The sequence below is a fragment of the Cedecea neteri genome (assembly GCF_000757825.1).
GTDB lineage: Bacteria > Pseudomonadota > Gammaproteobacteria > Enterobacterales > Enterobacteriaceae > Cedecea > Cedecea selenatireducens.
In genome coordinates this window covers 3,167,235-3,184,560 of record NZ_CP009451.1, presented here as the reverse complement: position 1 = coordinate 3,184,560, position 17,326 = coordinate 3,167,235, and the positions used below count along the sequence as shown (strand labels likewise).

General features: G+C 57.4%; 13 protein-coding genes. 10 read left to right on the top strand and 3 right to left on the bottom strand.

The window, feature by feature from the left end; all coding sequences use genetic code 11:
* Positions 1 to 121: 121 nt before the first annotated feature.
* The 6 genes from argF to ridA all read left to right on the top strand — a co-directional run bounded on the left by argF (position 122) and on the right by ridA (position 5,442).
* Positions 122 to 1,126 carry an ornithine carbamoyltransferase gene (gene argF, locus JT31_RS14790; RefSeq protein ID WP_038478609.1) on the top strand — a complete coding sequence of 335 codons (1,005 nt, stop codon included), beginning with the start codon at positions 122 to 124 and terminating at the stop codon, positions 1,124 to 1,126.
* A 73-nt stretch (positions 1,127 to 1,199) separates the two neighbouring features.
* Complete coding sequence (arcD, locus tag JT31_RS14785; protein ID WP_038478606.1) at positions 1,200 to 2,669, top strand: arginine-ornithine antiporter; 1,470 nt, start codon at positions 1,200 to 1,202, stop codon at positions 2,667 to 2,669.
* 155 nt (positions 2,670 to 2,824) lie between these two features.
* Entirely contained in the window at positions 2,825 to 3,304 is a 480-nt protein-coding gene (locus JT31_RS14780) for an arginine repressor (protein WP_038483150.1), read from the top strand.
* A 267-nt stretch (positions 3,305 to 3,571) separates the two neighbouring features.
* Positions 3,572 to 4,504 (top strand): aspartate carbamoyltransferase, encoded by a 933-nt coding sequence (pyrB, locus tag JT31_RS14775; RefSeq protein ID WP_038478601.1) that lies wholly within the window; start codon positions 3,572 to 3,574, stop codon positions 4,502 to 4,504.
* 16 nt (positions 4,505 to 4,520) lie between these two features.
* Positions 4,521 to 4,982 (top strand): aspartate carbamoyltransferase regulatory subunit, encoded by a 462-nt coding sequence (pyrI, locus tag JT31_RS14770; RefSeq protein ID WP_038478598.1) that lies wholly within the window; start codon positions 4,521 to 4,523, stop codon positions 4,980 to 4,982.
* A 73-nt stretch (positions 4,983 to 5,055) separates the two neighbouring features.
* Positions 5,056 to 5,442, top strand: a complete 387-nt coding sequence (gene ridA, locus JT31_RS14765; protein ID WP_038478595.1) for a 2-iminobutanoate/2-iminopropanoate deaminase — start codon at positions 5,056 to 5,058, stop codon at positions 5,440 to 5,442.
* A gap of 54 nt (positions 5,443 to 5,496) precedes the next feature.
* Here ridA and JT31_RS14760 read toward each other — a convergent pair whose 3' ends face one another.
* On the bottom strand, positions 5,497 to 7,887 hold the full coding sequence (locus JT31_RS14760) for a beta-N-acetylhexosaminidase (protein ID WP_038478591.1): 2,391 nt from the start codon (positions 7,885 to 7,887) through the stop codon (positions 5,497 to 5,499).
* Positions 7,888 to 8,002: 115 nt separating this feature from the next.
* Positions 8,003 to 10,720, bottom strand: a complete 2,718-nt coding sequence (mgtA, locus tag JT31_RS14755) for a magnesium-translocating P-type ATPase (protein WP_038478588.1) — start codon at positions 10,718 to 10,720, stop codon at positions 8,003 to 8,005.
* Positions 10,721 to 11,223: 503 nt separating this feature from the next.
* Between mgtA and treR the strand changes: the two genes are divergently transcribed.
* From treR to treC, 3 genes are all read left to right on the top strand, one after another.
* Positions 11,224 to 12,171, top strand: a complete 948-nt coding sequence (gene treR / locus JT31_RS14750) for a trehalose operon repressor TreR (protein WP_038478585.1) — start codon at positions 11,224 to 11,226, stop codon at positions 12,169 to 12,171.
* 120 nt (positions 12,172 to 12,291) lie between these two features.
* Positions 12,292 to 13,710 (top strand): PTS trehalose transporter subunit IIBC, encoded by a 1,419-nt coding sequence (treB, locus tag JT31_RS14745; RefSeq protein WP_038478582.1) that lies wholly within the window; start codon positions 12,292 to 12,294, stop codon positions 13,708 to 13,710.
* Positions 13,711 to 13,762: 52 nt separating this feature from the next.
* Positions 13,763 to 15,421 (top strand): alpha,alpha-phosphotrehalase, encoded by a 1,659-nt coding sequence (gene treC / locus JT31_RS14740; protein ID WP_038478579.1) that lies wholly within the window; start codon positions 13,763 to 13,765, stop codon positions 15,419 to 15,421.
* 370 nt (positions 15,422 to 15,791) lie between these two features.
* Here the strand turns inward: treC and JT31_RS14735 are convergent, their stop codons facing one another.
* The gene (locus JT31_RS14735; RefSeq protein ID WP_038478576.1) at positions 15,792 to 16,322 is read right to left on the bottom strand and encodes an NAD(P)H-dependent oxidoreductase; all 531 of its coding nucleotides are present in this window, start codon (positions 16,320 to 16,322) and stop codon (positions 15,792 to 15,794) included.
* 100 nt (positions 16,323 to 16,422) lie between these two features.
* On the opposite strand from JT31_RS14735, the gene JT31_RS14730 reads away from it, so the two are divergent.
* Entirely contained in the window at positions 16,423 to 17,304 is an 882-nt protein-coding gene (locus JT31_RS14730) for a LysR family transcriptional regulator (RefSeq protein ID WP_038478573.1), read from the top strand.
* Positions 17,305 to 17,326: the final 22 nt, after the last annotated feature.

Genomic DNA, 17,326 nt, shown 5'->3' with positions numbered 1-17,326 from the left:
CTAACCCTCTCCCTTTTAGGGCGAGGGGATAAAACAGAGTCGCCTGCACTTCCCCCTCTCCCTTTTAGGGAGAGGGCCGGGGTGAGGGTCAGCAAACTATTACTCTTCAAGGATAACGAAAATGACTATCAACTTAAAAAACCGTAATTTCCTGAAACTCCTCGACTTTAAACCTGCAGAAATTCAGTACCTCATCGACCTGGCTCGTGACCTGAAGGCCGCCAAACAGGCCGGTACTGAGAAAAAAACGCTATGCGGTAAAAACATCGCGCTGATCTTCGAAAAAACCTCCACCCGTACCCGCTGCGCCTTTGAGGTCGGCGCGTTTGACCAGGGCGCGCTGGTGACCTACCTCGGGCCAAGCGGATCGCAAATCGGCCATAAAGAGTCGATGAAGGACACCGCTCGCGTGCTGGGGCGCATGTACGACGGGATTGAATACCGCGGCTATGGCCAGGACATCGTCGAAGAGCTGGGAGAATTCGCGGGCGTGCCGGTGTGGAACGGGTTGACCAATGAATTCCACCCGACCCAGATCCTCGCTGACCTGATGACCATGCTGGAGCATGCGCCGGGCAAAAAACTGAAGGATCTCTCCTTCGCCTATCTCGGCGATGCCCGCAACAACATGGGCAATTCCCTGATGGTGGGTGCCGCCAAGATGGGCATGGACATTCGCCTGGTAGCGCCAAAAGCCTTCTGGCCTGAGGCGGCGCTGGTCGAACAATGCCGCGCCATCGCCAAAGAAACCGGCGGGCGCATTATGCTGACCGACAGCGTGGCGGAAGGTGTCGCGGGGGTAGATTTCCTCTACACCGACGTTTGGGTTTCGATGGGTGAACCTAAAGAAGCCTGGGCCGAACGCGTGAGCATCATGACGCCGTACCAGATTAACCAGAACGTCCTCAACGCGACCGGCAACCCGAACGTCAAGTTCATGCACTGCCTGCCCGCCTTCCACAACGAACACACCAAAGTCGGCAAAGAGATCGAAGAAACCTATGGCCTGAAGGGGCTGGAAGTGACCGAAGAGGTCTTTGAGTCAAAACACTCCATCGTCTTCGACGAAGCCGAAAACCGTATGCACACCATCAAAGCCGTGATGGTTGCCACGCTCGGCGCGTAACGCTGTCGGGCAGTGAGAACCTCTCGCTGCCCGTTTTGCCCTTATGCTGCCTGGCGCAGCGGGAGAAAAGGAAATGGCCGATGTTATCCATGAAGGTGCCACAGACACCTCCGCAAGCAGTGAGAGAAAACTCGGGCTCAGCGCGCTGGTTGCGCTGGTTATAGGCTCAATGATCGGCGGCGGCGTATTTAGCCTGCCGCAAAACTTTGCTTCAGTAGCCTCACCCGGCGCGCTGCTGATTGGCTGGGTGATTACCGGCGTGGGCATGCTTTGCCTCGCGTTTATTTATCAGAATCTCAGCGCCCGTTGCCCCGATCTTGACGGCGGCGTTTACAGCTATGCCCGCGCCGGGTTTGGCGACTTTATCGGCTTCCAGTCCGCCTGGGGCTACTGGTTCTCCGCCTGGCTCGGCAACGTCTCTTATGCGGTGCTGCTGTTCAGCGCCATGAGCTTTTTCATCCCGGTTTTTGGCGATGGAAACAACCTGCCGTCGATTATCGGCGCCTCCATCGTGCTTTGGTTAGTTCATGCCCTGGTGCTTCGAGGGGTACGTGAAGCCGCCTATATCAACACCATTCTTACCGTGGTGAAGGTCATTATCCTGCTGGTGTTTATCGTCGCGGTGTTGATTGCCTTCCGGATTGGCGTGTTCACGGCAGATTTCTGGGGCCGCATGATGCTGGTCGAAGGGTCACGCCCGGAGATTTTCGATCAGGTGAAAAACACCATGCTGGTGACCACCTGGGTGTTCATCGGTATTGAAGGGGCGACCGTCGTTTCCGCACGTGCCGCAAAACGTGAGGATATCGGTAAGGCCACGGTTATTGGGCTGCTGGGCGCGCTGGCGATTTACGTGCTGGTTAGCGTGCTGTCGATGGGCATTCTCGATCAGGCGAGCCTGGCCGGGCTGAAAAACCCGTCAATGGCCGGCGTGCTGGAAAGCGTGGTCGGGCCGTGGGGCGCTAAGTTCGTTGCCGGCGGGGTGATTCTTTCGGTTGCCGGGGCGCTGCTGGCCTGGACGCTGTTCGCCGCAGAATTACCGCGTGTCGCCGCTATTGACGGCATTTTCCCCAAAGTTTTTGCGAAAGAAAATGCCCGCCATTCGCCCTCATTTTCGCTGTGGATCACCAATGGCTTAATTCAGATCTTCCTGATCCTGACCCTGTTCTACGCCGCGGGCTATCAGGCGCTGTTTTCCATCGCCACCGCGGCCATTTTGCCGCCCTACCTGTTCAGCGCCGCCTACGGGTTAAAGCTGGCCTGGACCGGGGAACGCTACAAACAGGGCGAATCGCGCACCGGTGGCATTGTGCTTGGCCTGATTGCGACGGTTTACGGCTTCTGGCTCTGTTACGCCGCCGGTGACTCAATGCTGCTGAGCTCGCTGCTGTTTACGCCAGGGATTCTGGTGTTCCTGTGGCAGAAAAAGTCCCAGGGCCAACCGCTGCTGAAAAGCTATGAGCTGGCCATAGCGATTGCCATCCTGGCGCTGGCCGCGTGGACATTAAAACTGGTGATAAGCGGAAATTTACAGATATCCTGACGACATTAACGCCACATTAGTGGCGTTAAGTTCTTTAATTCAACAAATTGACGATATTTTTAAACGATAAGATCGGCAAAGCCTTTTCTATCAAACGGTTTCAGACATCCACCATGTCTGGTAACGCGCCAGCAATCAAAGGAGTGGTGAATATCATGAGGATCTCCCGACTCTCGTCCGAGAAAGAGCAGCGCCAGCTTGAGCTATGCCAGCAGCTCATCAGCCATAAGAGCTATCACTCCCAGGAGCAGCTACGTCATGACCTGAAGCAGCACGGCTTTGAAGCCATCAGCCAGTCCACCGTCTCCCGCCTGCTCAAGCTGCTGGGCGTCATCAAAATGCGTAACGCTAAAGGACAAAAGATCTATGCCCTCAGCCCGATGACCCTGCCGCAGCCGAATGCGGCACGCTCGGTGGCAGAAATGGTTATCAGCGTTGAGCACAACCGCGAGTTTGTGATGGTTCATACGGTATCCGGCTACGGCAGAGCGATAGCCAAAATACTCGATCACCACGCCATCGCCGAGATTTTGGGCGTGGTCGCCGGCAGCAGCGTCGTGTGGATTGCCCCCCGTGAGATCCGCAAAACGCCGCAGGTGCATCACCGTATTATGCGCACGCTGGGTTTAGCATAGGCTCGCCGCAACCGATTGCCGCCCCCCTAAAAAGTGTGATTTTAGCGCTTGCAGAGAACACGTACGCGCGTATAATGCGCCACAATTTGCCGGGAGGAAGCATGGTCCACTGTGTTCAAAAAAATGCCGCAGCGCGCCGTCTGAAAACAGACGCGGCAGGGCGTTTTTCTTCCCGTTGCAGCGTCGAATTTCTAAACTCCCAAATTGCTAAGGCCCCTCGTTGAGGGGCCTTTTTTTTGCCCGTCGGACCGAGAACAGGAGAGAAACATGACTAACCCGCTCTATAAAAAACACATCATTTCCATCAATGATCTCAGTCGCGAAGAACTTGAACTGGTGCTGGCAACCGCGGCAAAGCTGAAGGCTAACCCGCAGCCGGAGCTGCTGAAGCATAAGGTTATCGCCAGCTGCTTCTTTGAAGCATCCACCCGCACCCGCCTCTCTTTTGAAACCTCCATTCACCGCCTGGGCGCTTCGGTGGTGGGTTTCTCCGACAGCAGCAACACTTCGCTGGGCAAGAAAGGCGAGACGCTGGCGGATACCATTTCCGTCATCAGTACCTACGTTGACGCCATCGTGATGCGCCACCCGCAGGAAGGTGCGGCTCGCCTGGCCACCGAGTTTTCCGGCGAGATCCCGGTTCTGAACGCAGGCGACGGTGCCAACCAGCACCCAACCCAAACCCTGCTGGACCTGTTCACCATTCAGGAGACCCAGGGCCGCCTGGAAAACCTGAATATCGCCATGGTCGGTGACCTGAAATATGGCCGCACCGTGCACTCTCTGGCCCAGGCGCTGGCGAAGTTCAACGGCAACCGCTTCTACTTTATCGCCCCGGCCGCGCTGGCAATGCCGCAGTACATTCTCGATATGCTGGATGAGAAAGGGATTGCCTGGAGCCGCCATGAGTCCATCGACGACGTGGTAGGCGAGCTGGATATTCTGTACATGACCCGCGTGCAAAAAGAGCGCCTCGACCCGTCCGAGTACGCCAACGTTAAGGCGCAGTTTATCCTGCGCGCCGCCGACCTGACCGGCGCACGCAGCAACATGAAGGTGCTGCACCCGCTGCCGCGCGTGGATGAAATAACCACCGATGTAGACAGCACGCCGCACGCCTGGTATTTCCAGCAGGCAGGTAACGGCATTTTTGCTCGCCAGGCGCTGCTGGCGCTGGTTTTGAATCGCGAACTGGTTTAAGTGAGAGGACAATAAGATGACGCACGATAATAAATTGCAGGTTGAAGCCATCAAGCGCGGCACCGTTATCGACCATATTCCGGCTCAGGTTGGCTTTAAGCTGCTGACGCTGTTCCAGCTGACCAAAACCGACCAGCGCATCACCATCGGCCTGAATCTGCCGTCCCGCGAGCTGGGCCGCAAAGACCTGATTAAAATTGAGAACACTTTCCTGACCGACGAGCAGGTGAACCAGCTGGCGTTGTATGCCCCTAACGCGACGGTAAACCGCATCGACGAATACGAAGTGGTGGGAAAAAGCACGCCAAGCCTGCCGGAACGTATCGAGAAAGTGCTTCACTGCCCGAACACCAACTGCATCAGCCACAACGAGCCGGTAGCGTCTTCGTTCGCCGTGAAGCAGCGCGCAGATGATATCAGCCTGAAGTGCAAATACTGCGAAAAAGAGTTCGCCCGTCACGTAGTGACGGCAGATTAACGACCGGCTAATGACAAGCAAGCTCCCATCCCTATAATGGGCGGGAGTTTATATCCAATACTAAGGAGAAAGTATGTCACGTACGCTTAGCACGGAAAACGCACCGGCCGCTATCGGTCCTTATGTTCAGGGCGTAGATCTTGGCAGCATGATCATCACCTCCGGGCAGATCCCGGTTAATCCAAAAACCGGCGAAGTGCCGGAAGACGTAGCCGCTCAGGCTCGTCAGTCCCTCGAAAACGTGCAGGCTATCGTTGAGTCCGCGGGCCTGAAAGTTGGCGATATCGTAAAAACCACCGTGTTCGTTAAAGATCTGAACGATTTCGCGACCGTTAACGCTACCTACGAAGCCTTCTTCAACGAGCATAAAGCGACCTTCCCGGCTCGCTCCTGCGTGGAAGTGGCTCGTCTGCCTAAAGACGTGAAAATCGAAATCGAAGCTATCGCCGTTCGCCGCTAATTCGCCGCAGCGCTTTTGCTTCTGGCCCCGCTTTCGCGGGGCTACTTTATTGCCTTACTTCACAACGGCCCGCAGCAGTTTTTCCAGCGGATAAACCGCCGCAATCACCACTTCATCTCGAGTCTGCGCCGCAGCATCCAGCTGAGCCTGAATGGCCTTAAGCTCGTCATCGTTGAGCGATCCTTGCTTCGCTACCAGATCCGTCAGCCTTAAGCCCAGCCCGGCAAGCTTATCCACATCTTCGGCAACCGGCTTGAGCGGCTTCAGCACGTAATTGCCGTCGATCAGCGCCAGTACGTCCGGGGTATTGCTTTGCCAGCGAGAGAAGATATGGCGCAGCGCCTCCGCGCTGTTGCTGTCTTCCGGGTCGGCAATCAGTTTATCCACCCAGCTATTAATTGCCCTCACCTGGCCGCTTTCTGCCCCCAACGCGTCGGCAAAGCGGTTCAGCGGCTCAAAGTGATTGTAGTTTCCGGCCTGGAACTTGAGGTGTTGACGCGTGTAATACTGCGCGGGTTCAATCGCCTGAGCGAGGATCTGCAGCGGCATGATCTCCGGCGTACCGGCAAGGCGCGTCAGCTGCGTGACGGATTCGGTGTGCTGACGCAGGCCAACGGACACCGTCGACCAGGCGTCAATCGCCTGCATACGCTGGTACATGTTGTCGACGTCGGTTACGTCTTTCGCCGACCACAGGCGCTCGGCTACCGCAAAGGTACGCGGCCACAGCTTGATATCCAGCAGCGGAGAAATGATGTTTTCCGCCCACAGGGCCGCTTCGCCGCCGAGAATATTGCTCATCTGCGCTTCGGTCGGCACCACAGGTTGCTTGCCGTCCGGAACACCTTCCAGCTTCTGCCCGGTGGCCGGATAGCGCACGTTGCCCACGAGGAAGTAGCCGCTAAGCTTGTCGTTTTCCACCGTCACAACCGGGCGAGTTTCCCCCATCCAGGTATCCACCGTGAAGGTCACCTGGGTTGGGCTCAGCCATTTCACATCGTGAACCGCGCGGCGGGATTTGCCCTTGAAGTCGATAAACCCGCGCCAGCCGCCGTCGTTTTTCACCAGCGTGAAGCTGCCTTCCACCGCGCTGCCTTTCAGGCGAGGCATGCTGAAGAACCAGCTTTGCGCGCTGTCGGCTTCGCTAATATGATCCACGCCGTTCAGCCCCACCGGCAGCACTTCATTGCGGTAGTGGTAGGCGGTTGACTGAGGCTGGTCGAGATAAAAGCCCGTCGACAAAATGCCTTTGTAGCCGTTAGCCGCGATCGCGCCCAGCGAGTCCTGCCCCTGCCAGGACTGGATCAAAATGTTTTTCGGCAGATCCGGATGGTAAATCTCGTCCCAGCCCATCATCTGGCGCTTATGTTTCTCGAGGATCTTCTCCAGCCGCTGGTTGAAATACGTTTGCAGCGCGTGGGAGTCCGCCAGATTATGCTGCTTCATAAACTGCTGGATGGCGGCGTTTTCTTTCCACTGGCTGTCATCTACCTCATCGCCGCCGATATGCAGATAACTGTCGGGGAAAATAGCGGTAACTTCGCCAATTAGCGTATCCACAAACTTATAGGCGGCTTCGTTAGCCGGGTTCAGCAGCGGTTTCAGAACGCCCCAGTTGCGCTCCATCTGGTAAGGCCCCGGCGCGCTCATCAGCTCCGGATAAGCCACCGCCAGCGCTGAGCCGTGCCCAGGCAAGTCAATTTCCGGCACCACGCGGATACCCAGCGATGTGGCATAGCGCACAACCTGCTTCATCTGCGCCTGAGTGTAGAACTGCCCGTCGCTCGCCAGCTGCTGTAGCTTCGGATAATGAGTGGAAGCGAAACGCCAGCCCTGATCATCCGTCAGGTGCCAGTGGAAAACGTTCAGCTTGGCGGCGGCCATGCCGTCCAGCTGGCGCAGAATGTCGTTCACCGGCATAAAGTGGCGGGCCGAGTCGAGCAGCAGCCCACGCCAGGGGAAGCGCGGCACATCTTTAATGTCTACATAAGGAATCGACGTATTCTGCGGGCCATTTTGAATCAGCTGCAGCACGGTTTCCATGCCGCGCATCGCGCCAAAGCGCGTGTTCGCGGTGAGCTTTACTCCCTCTGCGGTGACGCTTAGCGCATAGCTTTCGTCGCTGTCGGCTTTAGGCAGCGGATCGACTACTTGTTTGATTTGGATGGCAATCGTGGGTTTCGCCGGCTGCGTGACGGCAGGCTGTAGCTGCCAGCCGGTTTGCAGGCTAATGCGCTGGCGCCAGCGATCGACGGCCCCGTCCAGCTTGTCGCCGCTAATGGCGATAGAAACAGCGTTAGTCAGCGGCAGGCTGCCCTGCGTTGCCGGAAGCTCGACCTGCTGCGGCCAGGGCATGAGCGGTAAATCCCCTGCCGGAGTGGCGTGTGCCTGGCAGGCAACGGCGATACCTGCGGCCAGCAGGCTAAAACGAAGCGATTTGAACATGAGTAATCCTTTCACGTGACGGGCCAGAAAATAGCAAAAACAATCTGTTATCACGTGAAGGATTTTTCAGCAAGGCGGCGGCGAGACGTGGATCACATCTCGCCATTTTTTGAGATTACTGCCAGCCGTAGCGGCGGCTGTAGAAGCCTTTCACGGCCTGGGTCAGCATCACGTAGCCCGCCAGAATAACCACCAGCAGCGGGAAGTAGCTCAGCGGCAGCGCCTGCAGGTGCAGGTACTCAGCCAGCGGTGAGAACGGCAGCGCAATCCCCAGCGCCATCACCAGCAGCGTCATCATCATTAGCGGCCACGCCGGGCGGCTTTGCAGGAACGGAATACGGCGGGTACGGATCATGTGCACAATCAGGGTTTGCGACAGCAGGCCTTCCACGAACCAGCCGGACTGGAACAGCGTTTGCGCCTCCGGGGTATTCGCTTTGAAAACCCACCACATTACGCCGAAGGTGACGATGTCGAAGATGGAGCTGAGCGGCCCGAAGAACACCATAAAGCGGCCCAGGTCGGCCGGGTTCCAGCGCTGCGGCTGTTTGATTTGCTCATCGTCGACGTTATCAAACGGAATCGCCACCTGAGAGACATCGTACATCAGGTTCTGGATCAGCAGGTGAATCGGCAGCATCGGCAGGAACGGCAGGAAAGCGCTGGCCACCAGCACGCTGAAGACGTTACCAAAGTTGGAGCTGGCGGTCATTTTGATATATTTGAGCATGTTGGCGAAGGTACGACGACCTTCGATAACGCCCTCTTCCAGCACCATCAGGCTTTTTTCCAGCAGAATAATATCGGCAGCTTCACGGGCGATATCCACCGCGCCGTCTACGGAAATACCGATATCCGCCGCACGCAGGGCCGGGGCATCGTTAATGCCGTCGCCCATAAAGCCCACCACGTGGCCTTCACCGCGCAGCAGGCGAACGATGCGCTCTTTGTGCATCGGCGTCAGGCGGGCAAACAGCGTGGTTTGCAGCGCAACGCGCGCCAGCTCGTCATCGCTCATCTCTTCGATATCGCTGCCGACGATCAGGTCGCCGACTTCCAGCCCGACTTCACGGCACACTTTCGCCGCGACCAGCTCGCTGTCGCCGGTCAGGATTTTTACCGCAATGCCGCTGGCTTTCAGCGCTTTTAACGCCGGTGCGGTGGTTTCTTTCGGCGGATCGAGGAAGGCAATGTAGCCTTCGAGGATCAGGTCTGACTCATCCACGCGGCTGTAGTCTGCGCTGCGGGCAGGCAGGAATTTGGTGGCGACGGCAACCACGCGCAGGCCCTGGCTGTTCAGCGAGTCGGTCACGCTGCGAATGCGTTTCAGCATCCCTTCGCTGAGCGGCACAATCTCGTCGCCGTGGCGCACGTGAGTACAAACGTTGAGGATCTCCTGCAGCGCGCCTTTGCAGATAAGCTGATGCACGTCTGACTGCTCGGAGACCACAACCGACATGCGGCGGCGGTCAAAGTCGAAGGGGATTTCATCTATTTTGTGCCAGCGGGCAACCGCCGTGCGGGCGTGGTCGGCCTCAACGCCTTCAAGTACCGCCACGTCCAGCAGGTTTTTGAGCCCGGTTTGGTAGTGGCTGTTCAGCCAGGCGGTGTGCAGCACGCGATCGCTTTGCTCGCCGAAGATATCGGTGTGGGTTTCCAGCACGATGCGGTCCTGGGTCAGGGTACCGGTTTTATCGGTACACAGGATGTCCATCGCGCCGAAGTTCTGGATAGCGTCGAGGTGCTTCACAATGACTTTTTGTTTCGACAGCTTCACCGCCCCGCGCGCCAGCGTGGAGGTGACGATCATCGGCAGCATTTCCGGCGTCAGGCCGACGGCCACGGAGAGTGAGAACAGCGCCGCTTCCCACCAGTCGCCTTTGGTGAAGCCGTTGATCAGTAGTACCACCGGCACCATTACCAGCATAAAGCGGATCAGCAGCCAGCTTACGCGGCTGATCCCACGCTGGAAGGCGTTAGGCTCGCTTTCCTGCTGGGTGACCCGCCCGGCCAGTTGCCCGAACCAGGTGTTACCGCCGGTGGCGATAATCATGGCCAGCGCCGTGCCGCTGACGACGTTGGTGCCCATAAAGCAGAGGTTGTCGCACTCCAACGGGTTGTGCTGATCGTGCTGGCGGCTGACGGCCACTTTCTCGACCGGCAGCGATTCCCCGGTCAGCGAAGCCTGCGCCACAAACAGGTCACGCGCCTGCATAACGCGCAGGTCGGCTGGGATCATGTCGCCTGCGGCAAGCTTGACGATATCCCCCGGCACCAACTGGTCCAGCGGGACTTCTACGTAGGCATATTCACCCTGTTCGTTGATAACGCGCAGCACGGTGGCGGTGTTGCTGACCATCGCCTTGAGCGCATCCGCCGCACGGGTGGAGCGGGTTTCCTGAATGAAGTTCAGCAGCGTGGAAATCACCACCATCAGGGCGATAACGCTTGCGCCAAACAGGTCGTCTTCCGTGGCGTAGGAGAAAATCCCCAGCGCCGTCAGCAACAGGTTGAACGGGTTGCGGTAGCAAACCCAAAGGTGCACAAACCACGGGGAAGGTTTCTGCGCCGGGATCTGGTTCAGACCGTGAGCTTCGCGCGCCTTTTCCACTTCGCGCTCGTTGAGCCCTTCCGGATGGCTGCCAAACTCAATATAGAGCTGCTCTTCGCTGGCGGCGGCATATTTCAGGCAGGCCTGAGTCAGCGTCGCCGGAATGTCTGCGGCTTTGGCCACGACGTTGCCGTCGGGCATAGGATCGCGCTGCACCAGGCGGCGAGGCAGGTGGCGGCTCAGCTGGGACATCAGCTGACGGGTGAGGTTTTTAAATTGCATAAACGTCCTTAGCACCGTCATGAGCGGTACCTAAGTTTCCTGCAGGCGCAACAAAGCTGCACCAGGCCGGAGAGCATCAACAAGCAGGGACGTAAAAGAGGGGGTCGTCACTGCCTTACAAAACCGGTAAGGCAGCGGGCGTTAACCTGTGGCTTACCGGAAAATTCCTGTTACTTCAGGGTGAGGACTGGGATCGGGTTCCATGTCATCTCCGGTAGCGTTGAAAGATAAATAGCATTACGCCTTCTGGCATAATGAGAATGCCCGGTATACTACGCCCGTGAAACTAAACCTTTTGTAAACCAGATTTTGCCCATAGTGGGAACGGGATACTGCGTTAAAATTTTACTCTTACTAAGTATATTCTAAATAATCAGGATTACAGGTTGGTGGCAAACGAGTGACAATCACTGCGCTCGTGACCCTAAAGGAGCGGCACTCGCCGCCAGGCCTGATGAAGAACGAGCTTTTTTGCACCGTGACCGCCAGGAAAAAGAACTGCTATGCAAACTCGCCTTACCATTAAAGATATCGCCCGCCTCAGCGGCGTTGGGAAATCTACCGTTTCTCGCGTATTGAACAATGAAAGCGGCGTCAGCGCCCGCACGCGTGAACGGGTTGAAGCGGTGATGCAGCAGCACGAGTTCTCCCCTTCCCGCTCGGCGCGCGCCATGCGTGGGCAAAGCGATAAAGTTGTCGCCATTATTGTCACCCGTCTGGACTCCCTGTCGGAAAACCTGGCGGTGCAAACCATGCTGCCGTCTCTTTACGAGCAGGGTTACGATCCCATCATGATGGAAAGCCAGTTTTCGCCGGACATGGTTGAAGAACACCTCGGCATGCTGCGCCGTCGCAACATTGACGGCGTGATTCTGTTTGGCTTCACCGGCATCGACGAGAAAATCCTGCAGCCCTGGCGCTCCACGCTGGTGCTGATGGCGCGAGACGCCAGCGGCTTCGCCTCGGTGTGTTATGACGATGAAGGCGCCATTCAGATCCTGATGTCGACGCTTTACCAGCAGGGCCACCGCGACATCAGCTTCCTCGGCGTGCCCCACGGGGACGTAACCACCGGCTACCGCCGTCATCAGGCTTATCTCGCTTTTTGCCGTGACCACGATATTGTCCCTAATGCCGCCCTGCCGGGCCTGGCCATGAAGCAGGGTTACGACCACGTTGTTGAAGTGCTGACCCCGAAAACCACCGCCCTGCTGTGCGCCACCGACACCCTGGCGCTGGGCGCGAGCAAGTATCTCCAGCAGCAAAACCTCAGCGAGATCAAGCTGGCGAGCGTGGGCAACACGCCGCTGATGAAGTTTCTGCATCCTGAAATTATTACCGTCGACCCAGGCTATGCCGAAGCCGGTCGCGCCGCGGCTTTACAGCTGATCGGGCAGATCTCCCAGGGCCAACAGCTGCGGCAAATCGTCGTCCCAAGCCACCTGCAATAAAACCTCCCCTAAGCGGGATTTTGTGATCTTCGCCCGATTTCGGGAACGTTCCCATTTTCGTAAAATAGATTCCCGGCTACCCTTACTACAGGTCATTACCTCCTACCCAGGGTGTTACTTATGAGCAAAGTAAAACAACAAGACATCGATAAACTGATCGAACTGGTTGGCGGACGCGAGAATATCGCCACCGTCAGCCACTGTATTACCCGACTGCGTTTTGTACTGAACCATCCCGAAAATGCCCATCCTAAAGAGATCGAAAACCTGCCAATGGTGAAAGGCTGCTTTACCAACGCCGGCCAGTTCCAGGTGGTTATCGGTACCGATGTGGATGATTATTACAAAGCGTTGATTGCCACTACCGGGCTCGACTCCGCCGACAAAGAGCAGGCCAAAACGGCGGCCCGCCAAAACATGAAATGGCACGAACAGCTGATCTCGCACTTCGCGGAGATCTTCTTCCCGCTGCTGCCAGCGCTGATAAGCGGGGGTTTGATCCTCGGCTTCCGTAACGTGATTGGCGACCTGCCGATGAGCAACGGGGAAACCCTTGCCCAGATGTATCCGGCGCTGAAAACCGTGTACGACTTCCTGTGGCTGATTGGCGAGGCTATCTTCTTCTATCTGCCGGTGGGTATCTGCTGGTCTGCGGTGAAGAAAATGGGCGGGACGCCGATCCTCGGCATCGTGCTGGGCGTCACGCTGGTGTCACCTCAGCTGATGAACGCCTATGAGCTTGGCAGCAAGATCCCGGAAGTGTGGAACTTCGGCTGGTTCACCATCGAGAAAGTCGGCTACCAGGCACAGGTTATTCCTGCGCTGCTGGCGGGCCTGGCGCTCGGCTTCATTGAAACACGCATGAAACGCATCGTGCCGGATTACCTTTACCTGGTTATCGTGCCGGTCTGCTCGCTGATCCTCGCCGTATTCCTGGCGCACACCGTGATTGGGCCATTCGGCCGCATGATCGGTGACGGCGTTGCCTTCGCGGTTCGTCACCTGATGACCGGCAGCTTCGCCCCTGTTGGCGCCGCGCTGTTTGGCTTCCTGTATGCACCGCTGGTTATCACCGGCGTTCACCAGACCACGCTTGCCATCGACATGCAGATGATTCAGAGCATGGGCGGCACGCCGGTCTGGCCGCTGATTGCGCTGTCTAACATCGCGCAGGCTTCTGCGGTTGTCGGCATCATTATCTGCAGCCGCAAGCAAAACGAGCGTGAAATCTCCGTCCCGGCGGCTATCTCTGCCTACCTCGGCGTCACCGAGCCGGCAATGTACGGTATCAACCTGAAGTATCACTTCCCGATGCTGTGCGCGATGGTAGGTTCCGGCCTGGCCGGCCTGCTGTGCGGACTGAACGGGGTCATGGCAAACGGCATCGGCGTTGGTGGCCTGCCGGGCATTCTGTCCATTCAGCCTAAGTTCTGGGGCATCTACGCTATTGCGATTGTTATTGCAGTCATCGTACCTATTGTTCTGACATCTGTGGTGTATAAGCGCAAATTACGTCAGGGCACATTGTTGGTGGTTTAATTCGATTTACCGGGGGGCAGCAATGCCCCCCTTCAGCTAGCAGGAATTCGTTATGAATATCACTCCTCCTTGGTGGCAGACCGGCGTCATCTATCAGATTTACCCGAAGAGTTTCCAGGACACGACCGGCAGCGGTACCGGCGATCTGAAAGGCGTGATTAAGCGTCTGGATTACCTCAAGACGCTGGGCGTCGACGCCCTCTGGATTACGCCGTTTTATGTCTCACCTCAGATAGATAACGGTTACGACGTCGCCAACTACTGCGCCATCGACCCAACTTACGGCACGCTGGAAGATTTCGACTTACTGGTCGCGGAAGCCCACCAGCGCGGCATTCGGCTGGTGCTCGATATGGTGTTCAACCACACCTCTACCGAGCACGACTGGTTTAAGCAGGCACAGGATAAACACAGCCCGTATCGCGAGTTCTATATTTGGCGCGACGGCACGCCGGATGTTCTGCCGAACAACTGGCGTTCGAAGTTTGGCGGCAACGCCTGGCAGTGGCAGGCGGAAACCGGGCAGTATTACCTGCACCTGTTCGCCTCCGAGCAGGCCGATCTCAACTGGGAGAACCCGGAGGTTCGCGCCGAGCTGAAAAAGGTCTGTGAGTTCTGGGCCAACCGCGGCGTGGACGGCCTGCGTCTCGACGTGATTAACCTGATCTCCAAAGATCAGCAGTTCCCGAATGACGTTGACGGAGGTGATGGCCGCCGTTTTTACACCGACGGACCGCGCGTTCATGAGTACCTGCAGGAATTCAGCCGTGATGCCTTTAAGCCACTCGGCCTGATGACCGTCGGCGAGATGTCCTCAACTTCGCTGGATAACTGCCAGAAATATGGCGCCCTCGACGGCAGCGAGCTGTCGATGACCTTTAACTTCCACCACCTGAAGGTCGACTATCCGGGCGGCGAGAAATGGACGCTGGCAAAACCAGACTACGTGGAGCTGAAGTCCATTTTCAACCACTGGCAGCAGGGCATGCACAACGTGGCCTGGAACGCGCTGTTCTGGTGTAACCACGACCAGCCACGCATTGTTTCCCGTTTCGGCCACGAAGGCGAGCTGCGCACAACGTCGGCGAAAATGCTGGCGATGGTGCTGCACGGCATGCAGGGTACGCCGTACATCTACCAGGGCGAAGAGATTGGGATGACCAACCCGCATTTCTCCAGCATCGATCAGTATCGCGATGTAGAAAGCCTCAATATGTTTGCCGAGCTGCGCACGCTTGGGCGCGACAGCGACACGCTGATGGCTATTCTCGCCAGCAAGTCACGCGACAACAGCCGCACGCCGATGCAGTGGGATGCGGGCAACAATGCAGGCTTTAGCGAAGGCACGCCGTGGATTGGCCTGTGCGATAACTACCAGACGGTCAACGCCGAAACGGCGCTGAAAGACAGCGACTCGGTGTTCTATACCTACCAGCGGCTGATCAAGCTGCGTAAGGCAGAGCCGGTGCTGACCTGGGGTGACTATCAGGATCTGCTTCCGGAGCATCCGCTGGTGTGGAGCTACAGCCGGCAACACGAAGGGCAAACGCTGGTGGTTGCCGCTAACCTCAGCGGTGAAGCACAGTGGCTGCAGCTGGAAGGCCATGACGGTGAATGGGAAGTGCTGATGAGTAACTACTCTGACGCCGCAGCTAAGCCGGGCGAGATGAGCCTGAGACCGTTTGAGGCGGTGTACTGGGTTAAGCGTTAACCTGGTACTTGCTCTATTTATGCAGAGCAGGCGAATATTCCGTTCACTTCAAATACAGTTTCACATGCCGCCATCGAACCGGTGAACGTCTCGGGAGAATCACCGTCATTCCCCCGAGACCCCGGACTCCCGGCCAAATAAATCGACCGCTGAAGCGGCAGACCTCCGTTTTATCTCCCAGTCCTGGGTCGGCTGAGATGCGTTCCCGACGCTCTCAGCCTCCGGCCGTTCCCGACGCCCGGACCCTGGCCAGTCGGAGAGAAAACCGAGGCGATTTAAGCCGGAACCGAGCCTCGCTTTAAAACCGCAGCAATTCTGAAAGTCACAGTCGCTATTTGTGACTAAGAGGCAGCCTCAGGTGAGGGAGAAATTACCCTTTCAGCGCCTGAATCCGGCTCAGCCAGCCGTTTACGCCCTCATCGATCAGCGCTTCCGTAATCGTATTTGCCCCCTGGAGCAGCGCGGGTGCCTGCCAGATCATGCCGGTTTTATTCGCCATCGCATGGAACGGCAGCAGCAGCTCTTCAACCGTATAACGGTTAGCGCCGTCAGCACGATAGGCTTCCGCCGCCCCGCCGGTTGAGGTCATCACCATCAGTTTTTTACCGTGCAGCGCGGTGCCGTTGCTGCCGTAGGCAAAGCCGAAGGTCAGCACCAGATCCTGCCAGTCCTTGAGGATCGCCGGAGAGCTGTACCACCAGAACGGGAACATCAGCACGATGGACTCGTGATCCAGCAGCAGCGCCTGCTCACGCGCCACGTCAATCTGGTGGTCCGGGTATTCACGCTTCAGCTCATGAACGGTGACGCCTTCAATGCCTTTCAGGGCGGTAATACCTGCTTGGTTAATACGGGATTCATCAGGCGTGCGATGCGCCGCCAGCACTAATATTTTTTTCATTTTTCAGACCTCATTTTTGGGATGAGGCTATCTTTTCAGATGACAGACCTTACCTGTAGTCCATAACATGGCACATCTGTTTCAACCAAAGGTTACAAGCATGATGCTTTCGGCAGACGTTCATCGGCTCATTCCGGCTTTTCTCGCGGCAGCAGACTGCGAGAGCTTTTCCGCCGCTGCGCGCCAGCTGGGCATCACGCCTGCGGCGGTGAGTAAGAGCATACGCCAGCTTGAACAGCGGCTAGGGATCGTGCTTTTCGTGCGTAATACGCACTACGTGGTGCTTACCGAGGAAGGCACAGCGCTGCGTGAACAGGTTGCGCCGCTGTGGCACGCATTGAACCAGGCGCTGGTCAACCCCGGCGCGGAACCGTCCGGGCTGCTGCGCGTCAGCGTGATCCCCGGCTTTGGCCGCCACTGCCTGATGCCAATCCTTGCCGAGTTTCAACGGCGCTACCCGCTGATTCGCTTTGAGCTGTCGATGGAGGCCCGCAGCGTGAACTTGATTGGCGAACGCATCGACGTGGCCATCGGCCACCGCACGGTGCGTGATAACCGCGTAGTCGCCCGCGAGCTGTACACGTCAAAGATGATCATGGCGGCATCACCGGCTTACCTGGCCGAGTTCGGCACGCCGCAAACGCTGGAAGACCTCATGGAGCATCGCTGCCTCGTGCACCGCAACTCCGGCACCGGGCGCCTCCAGCAGTGGATGGATAACGGCGCGCTGTTTGACGAACCCTCTGCCTGGTTTATCACTACCTCACCGGATTCGCTGGTGGATGCGGCGCTGTCCGGCATGGGGATCGTTTATCTCGCCGACTGGTATCTCACCGGGCCAATTGCGCAAGGAAAACTGCTGCCGATTTTGCAGAACGTTACCACGGAACCACAGCAGCTCTGGGTGAAATATGCCGGAGGAAAAGTCCCGCCTAAAATCCGGGTTTTTGTCGAGTATCTCTCCGAAAAACTAATCAGATGATTCTCATCATTTTGATCGATGC

Coding starts and splice junctions, on each gene's coding strand:
- pyrB (WP_038478601.1), top strand. CDS start 3,572: ATGACTAACCCGCTCTATAAAAAACACATCATTTCCATCAATGATCTC.
- treR (WP_038478585.1), top strand. CDS start 11,224: ATGCAAACTCGCCTTACCATTAAAGATATCGCCCGCCTCAGCGGCGTT.
- argF (WP_038478609.1), top strand. CDS start 122: ATGACTATCAACTTAAAAAACCGTAATTTCCTGAAACTCCTCGACTTT.
- arcD (WP_038478606.1), top strand. CDS start 1,200: ATGGCCGATGTTATCCATGAAGGTGCCACAGACACCTCCGCAAGCAGT.
- JT31_RS14730 (WP_038478573.1), top strand. CDS start 16,423: ATGATGCTTTCGGCAGACGTTCATCGGCTCATTCCGGCTTTTCTCGCG.
- mgtA (WP_038478588.1), bottom strand. CDS start 10,720: ATGCAATTTAAAAACCTCACCCGTCAGCTGATGTCCCAGCTGAGCCGC.
- JT31_RS14780 (WP_038483150.1), top strand. CDS start 2,825: ATGAGGATCTCCCGACTCTCGTCCGAGAAAGAGCAGCGCCAGCTTGAG.
- ridA (WP_038478595.1), top strand. CDS start 5,056: ATGTCACGTACGCTTAGCACGGAAAACGCACCGGCCGCTATCGGTCCT.
- treC (WP_038478579.1), top strand. CDS start 13,763: ATGAATATCACTCCTCCTTGGTGGCAGACCGGCGTCATCTATCAGATT.
- pyrI (WP_038478598.1), top strand. CDS start 4,521: ATGACGCACGATAATAAATTGCAGGTTGAAGCCATCAAGCGCGGCACC.
- treB (WP_038478582.1), top strand. CDS start 12,292: ATGAGCAAAGTAAAACAACAAGACATCGATAAACTGATCGAACTGGTT.
- JT31_RS14760 (WP_038478591.1), bottom strand. CDS start 7,887: ATGTTCAAATCGCTTCGTTTTAGCCTGCTGGCCGCAGGTATCGCCGTT.
- JT31_RS14735 (WP_038478576.1), bottom strand. CDS start 16,322: ATGAAAAAAATATTAGTGCTGGCGGCGCATCGCACGCCTGATGAATCC.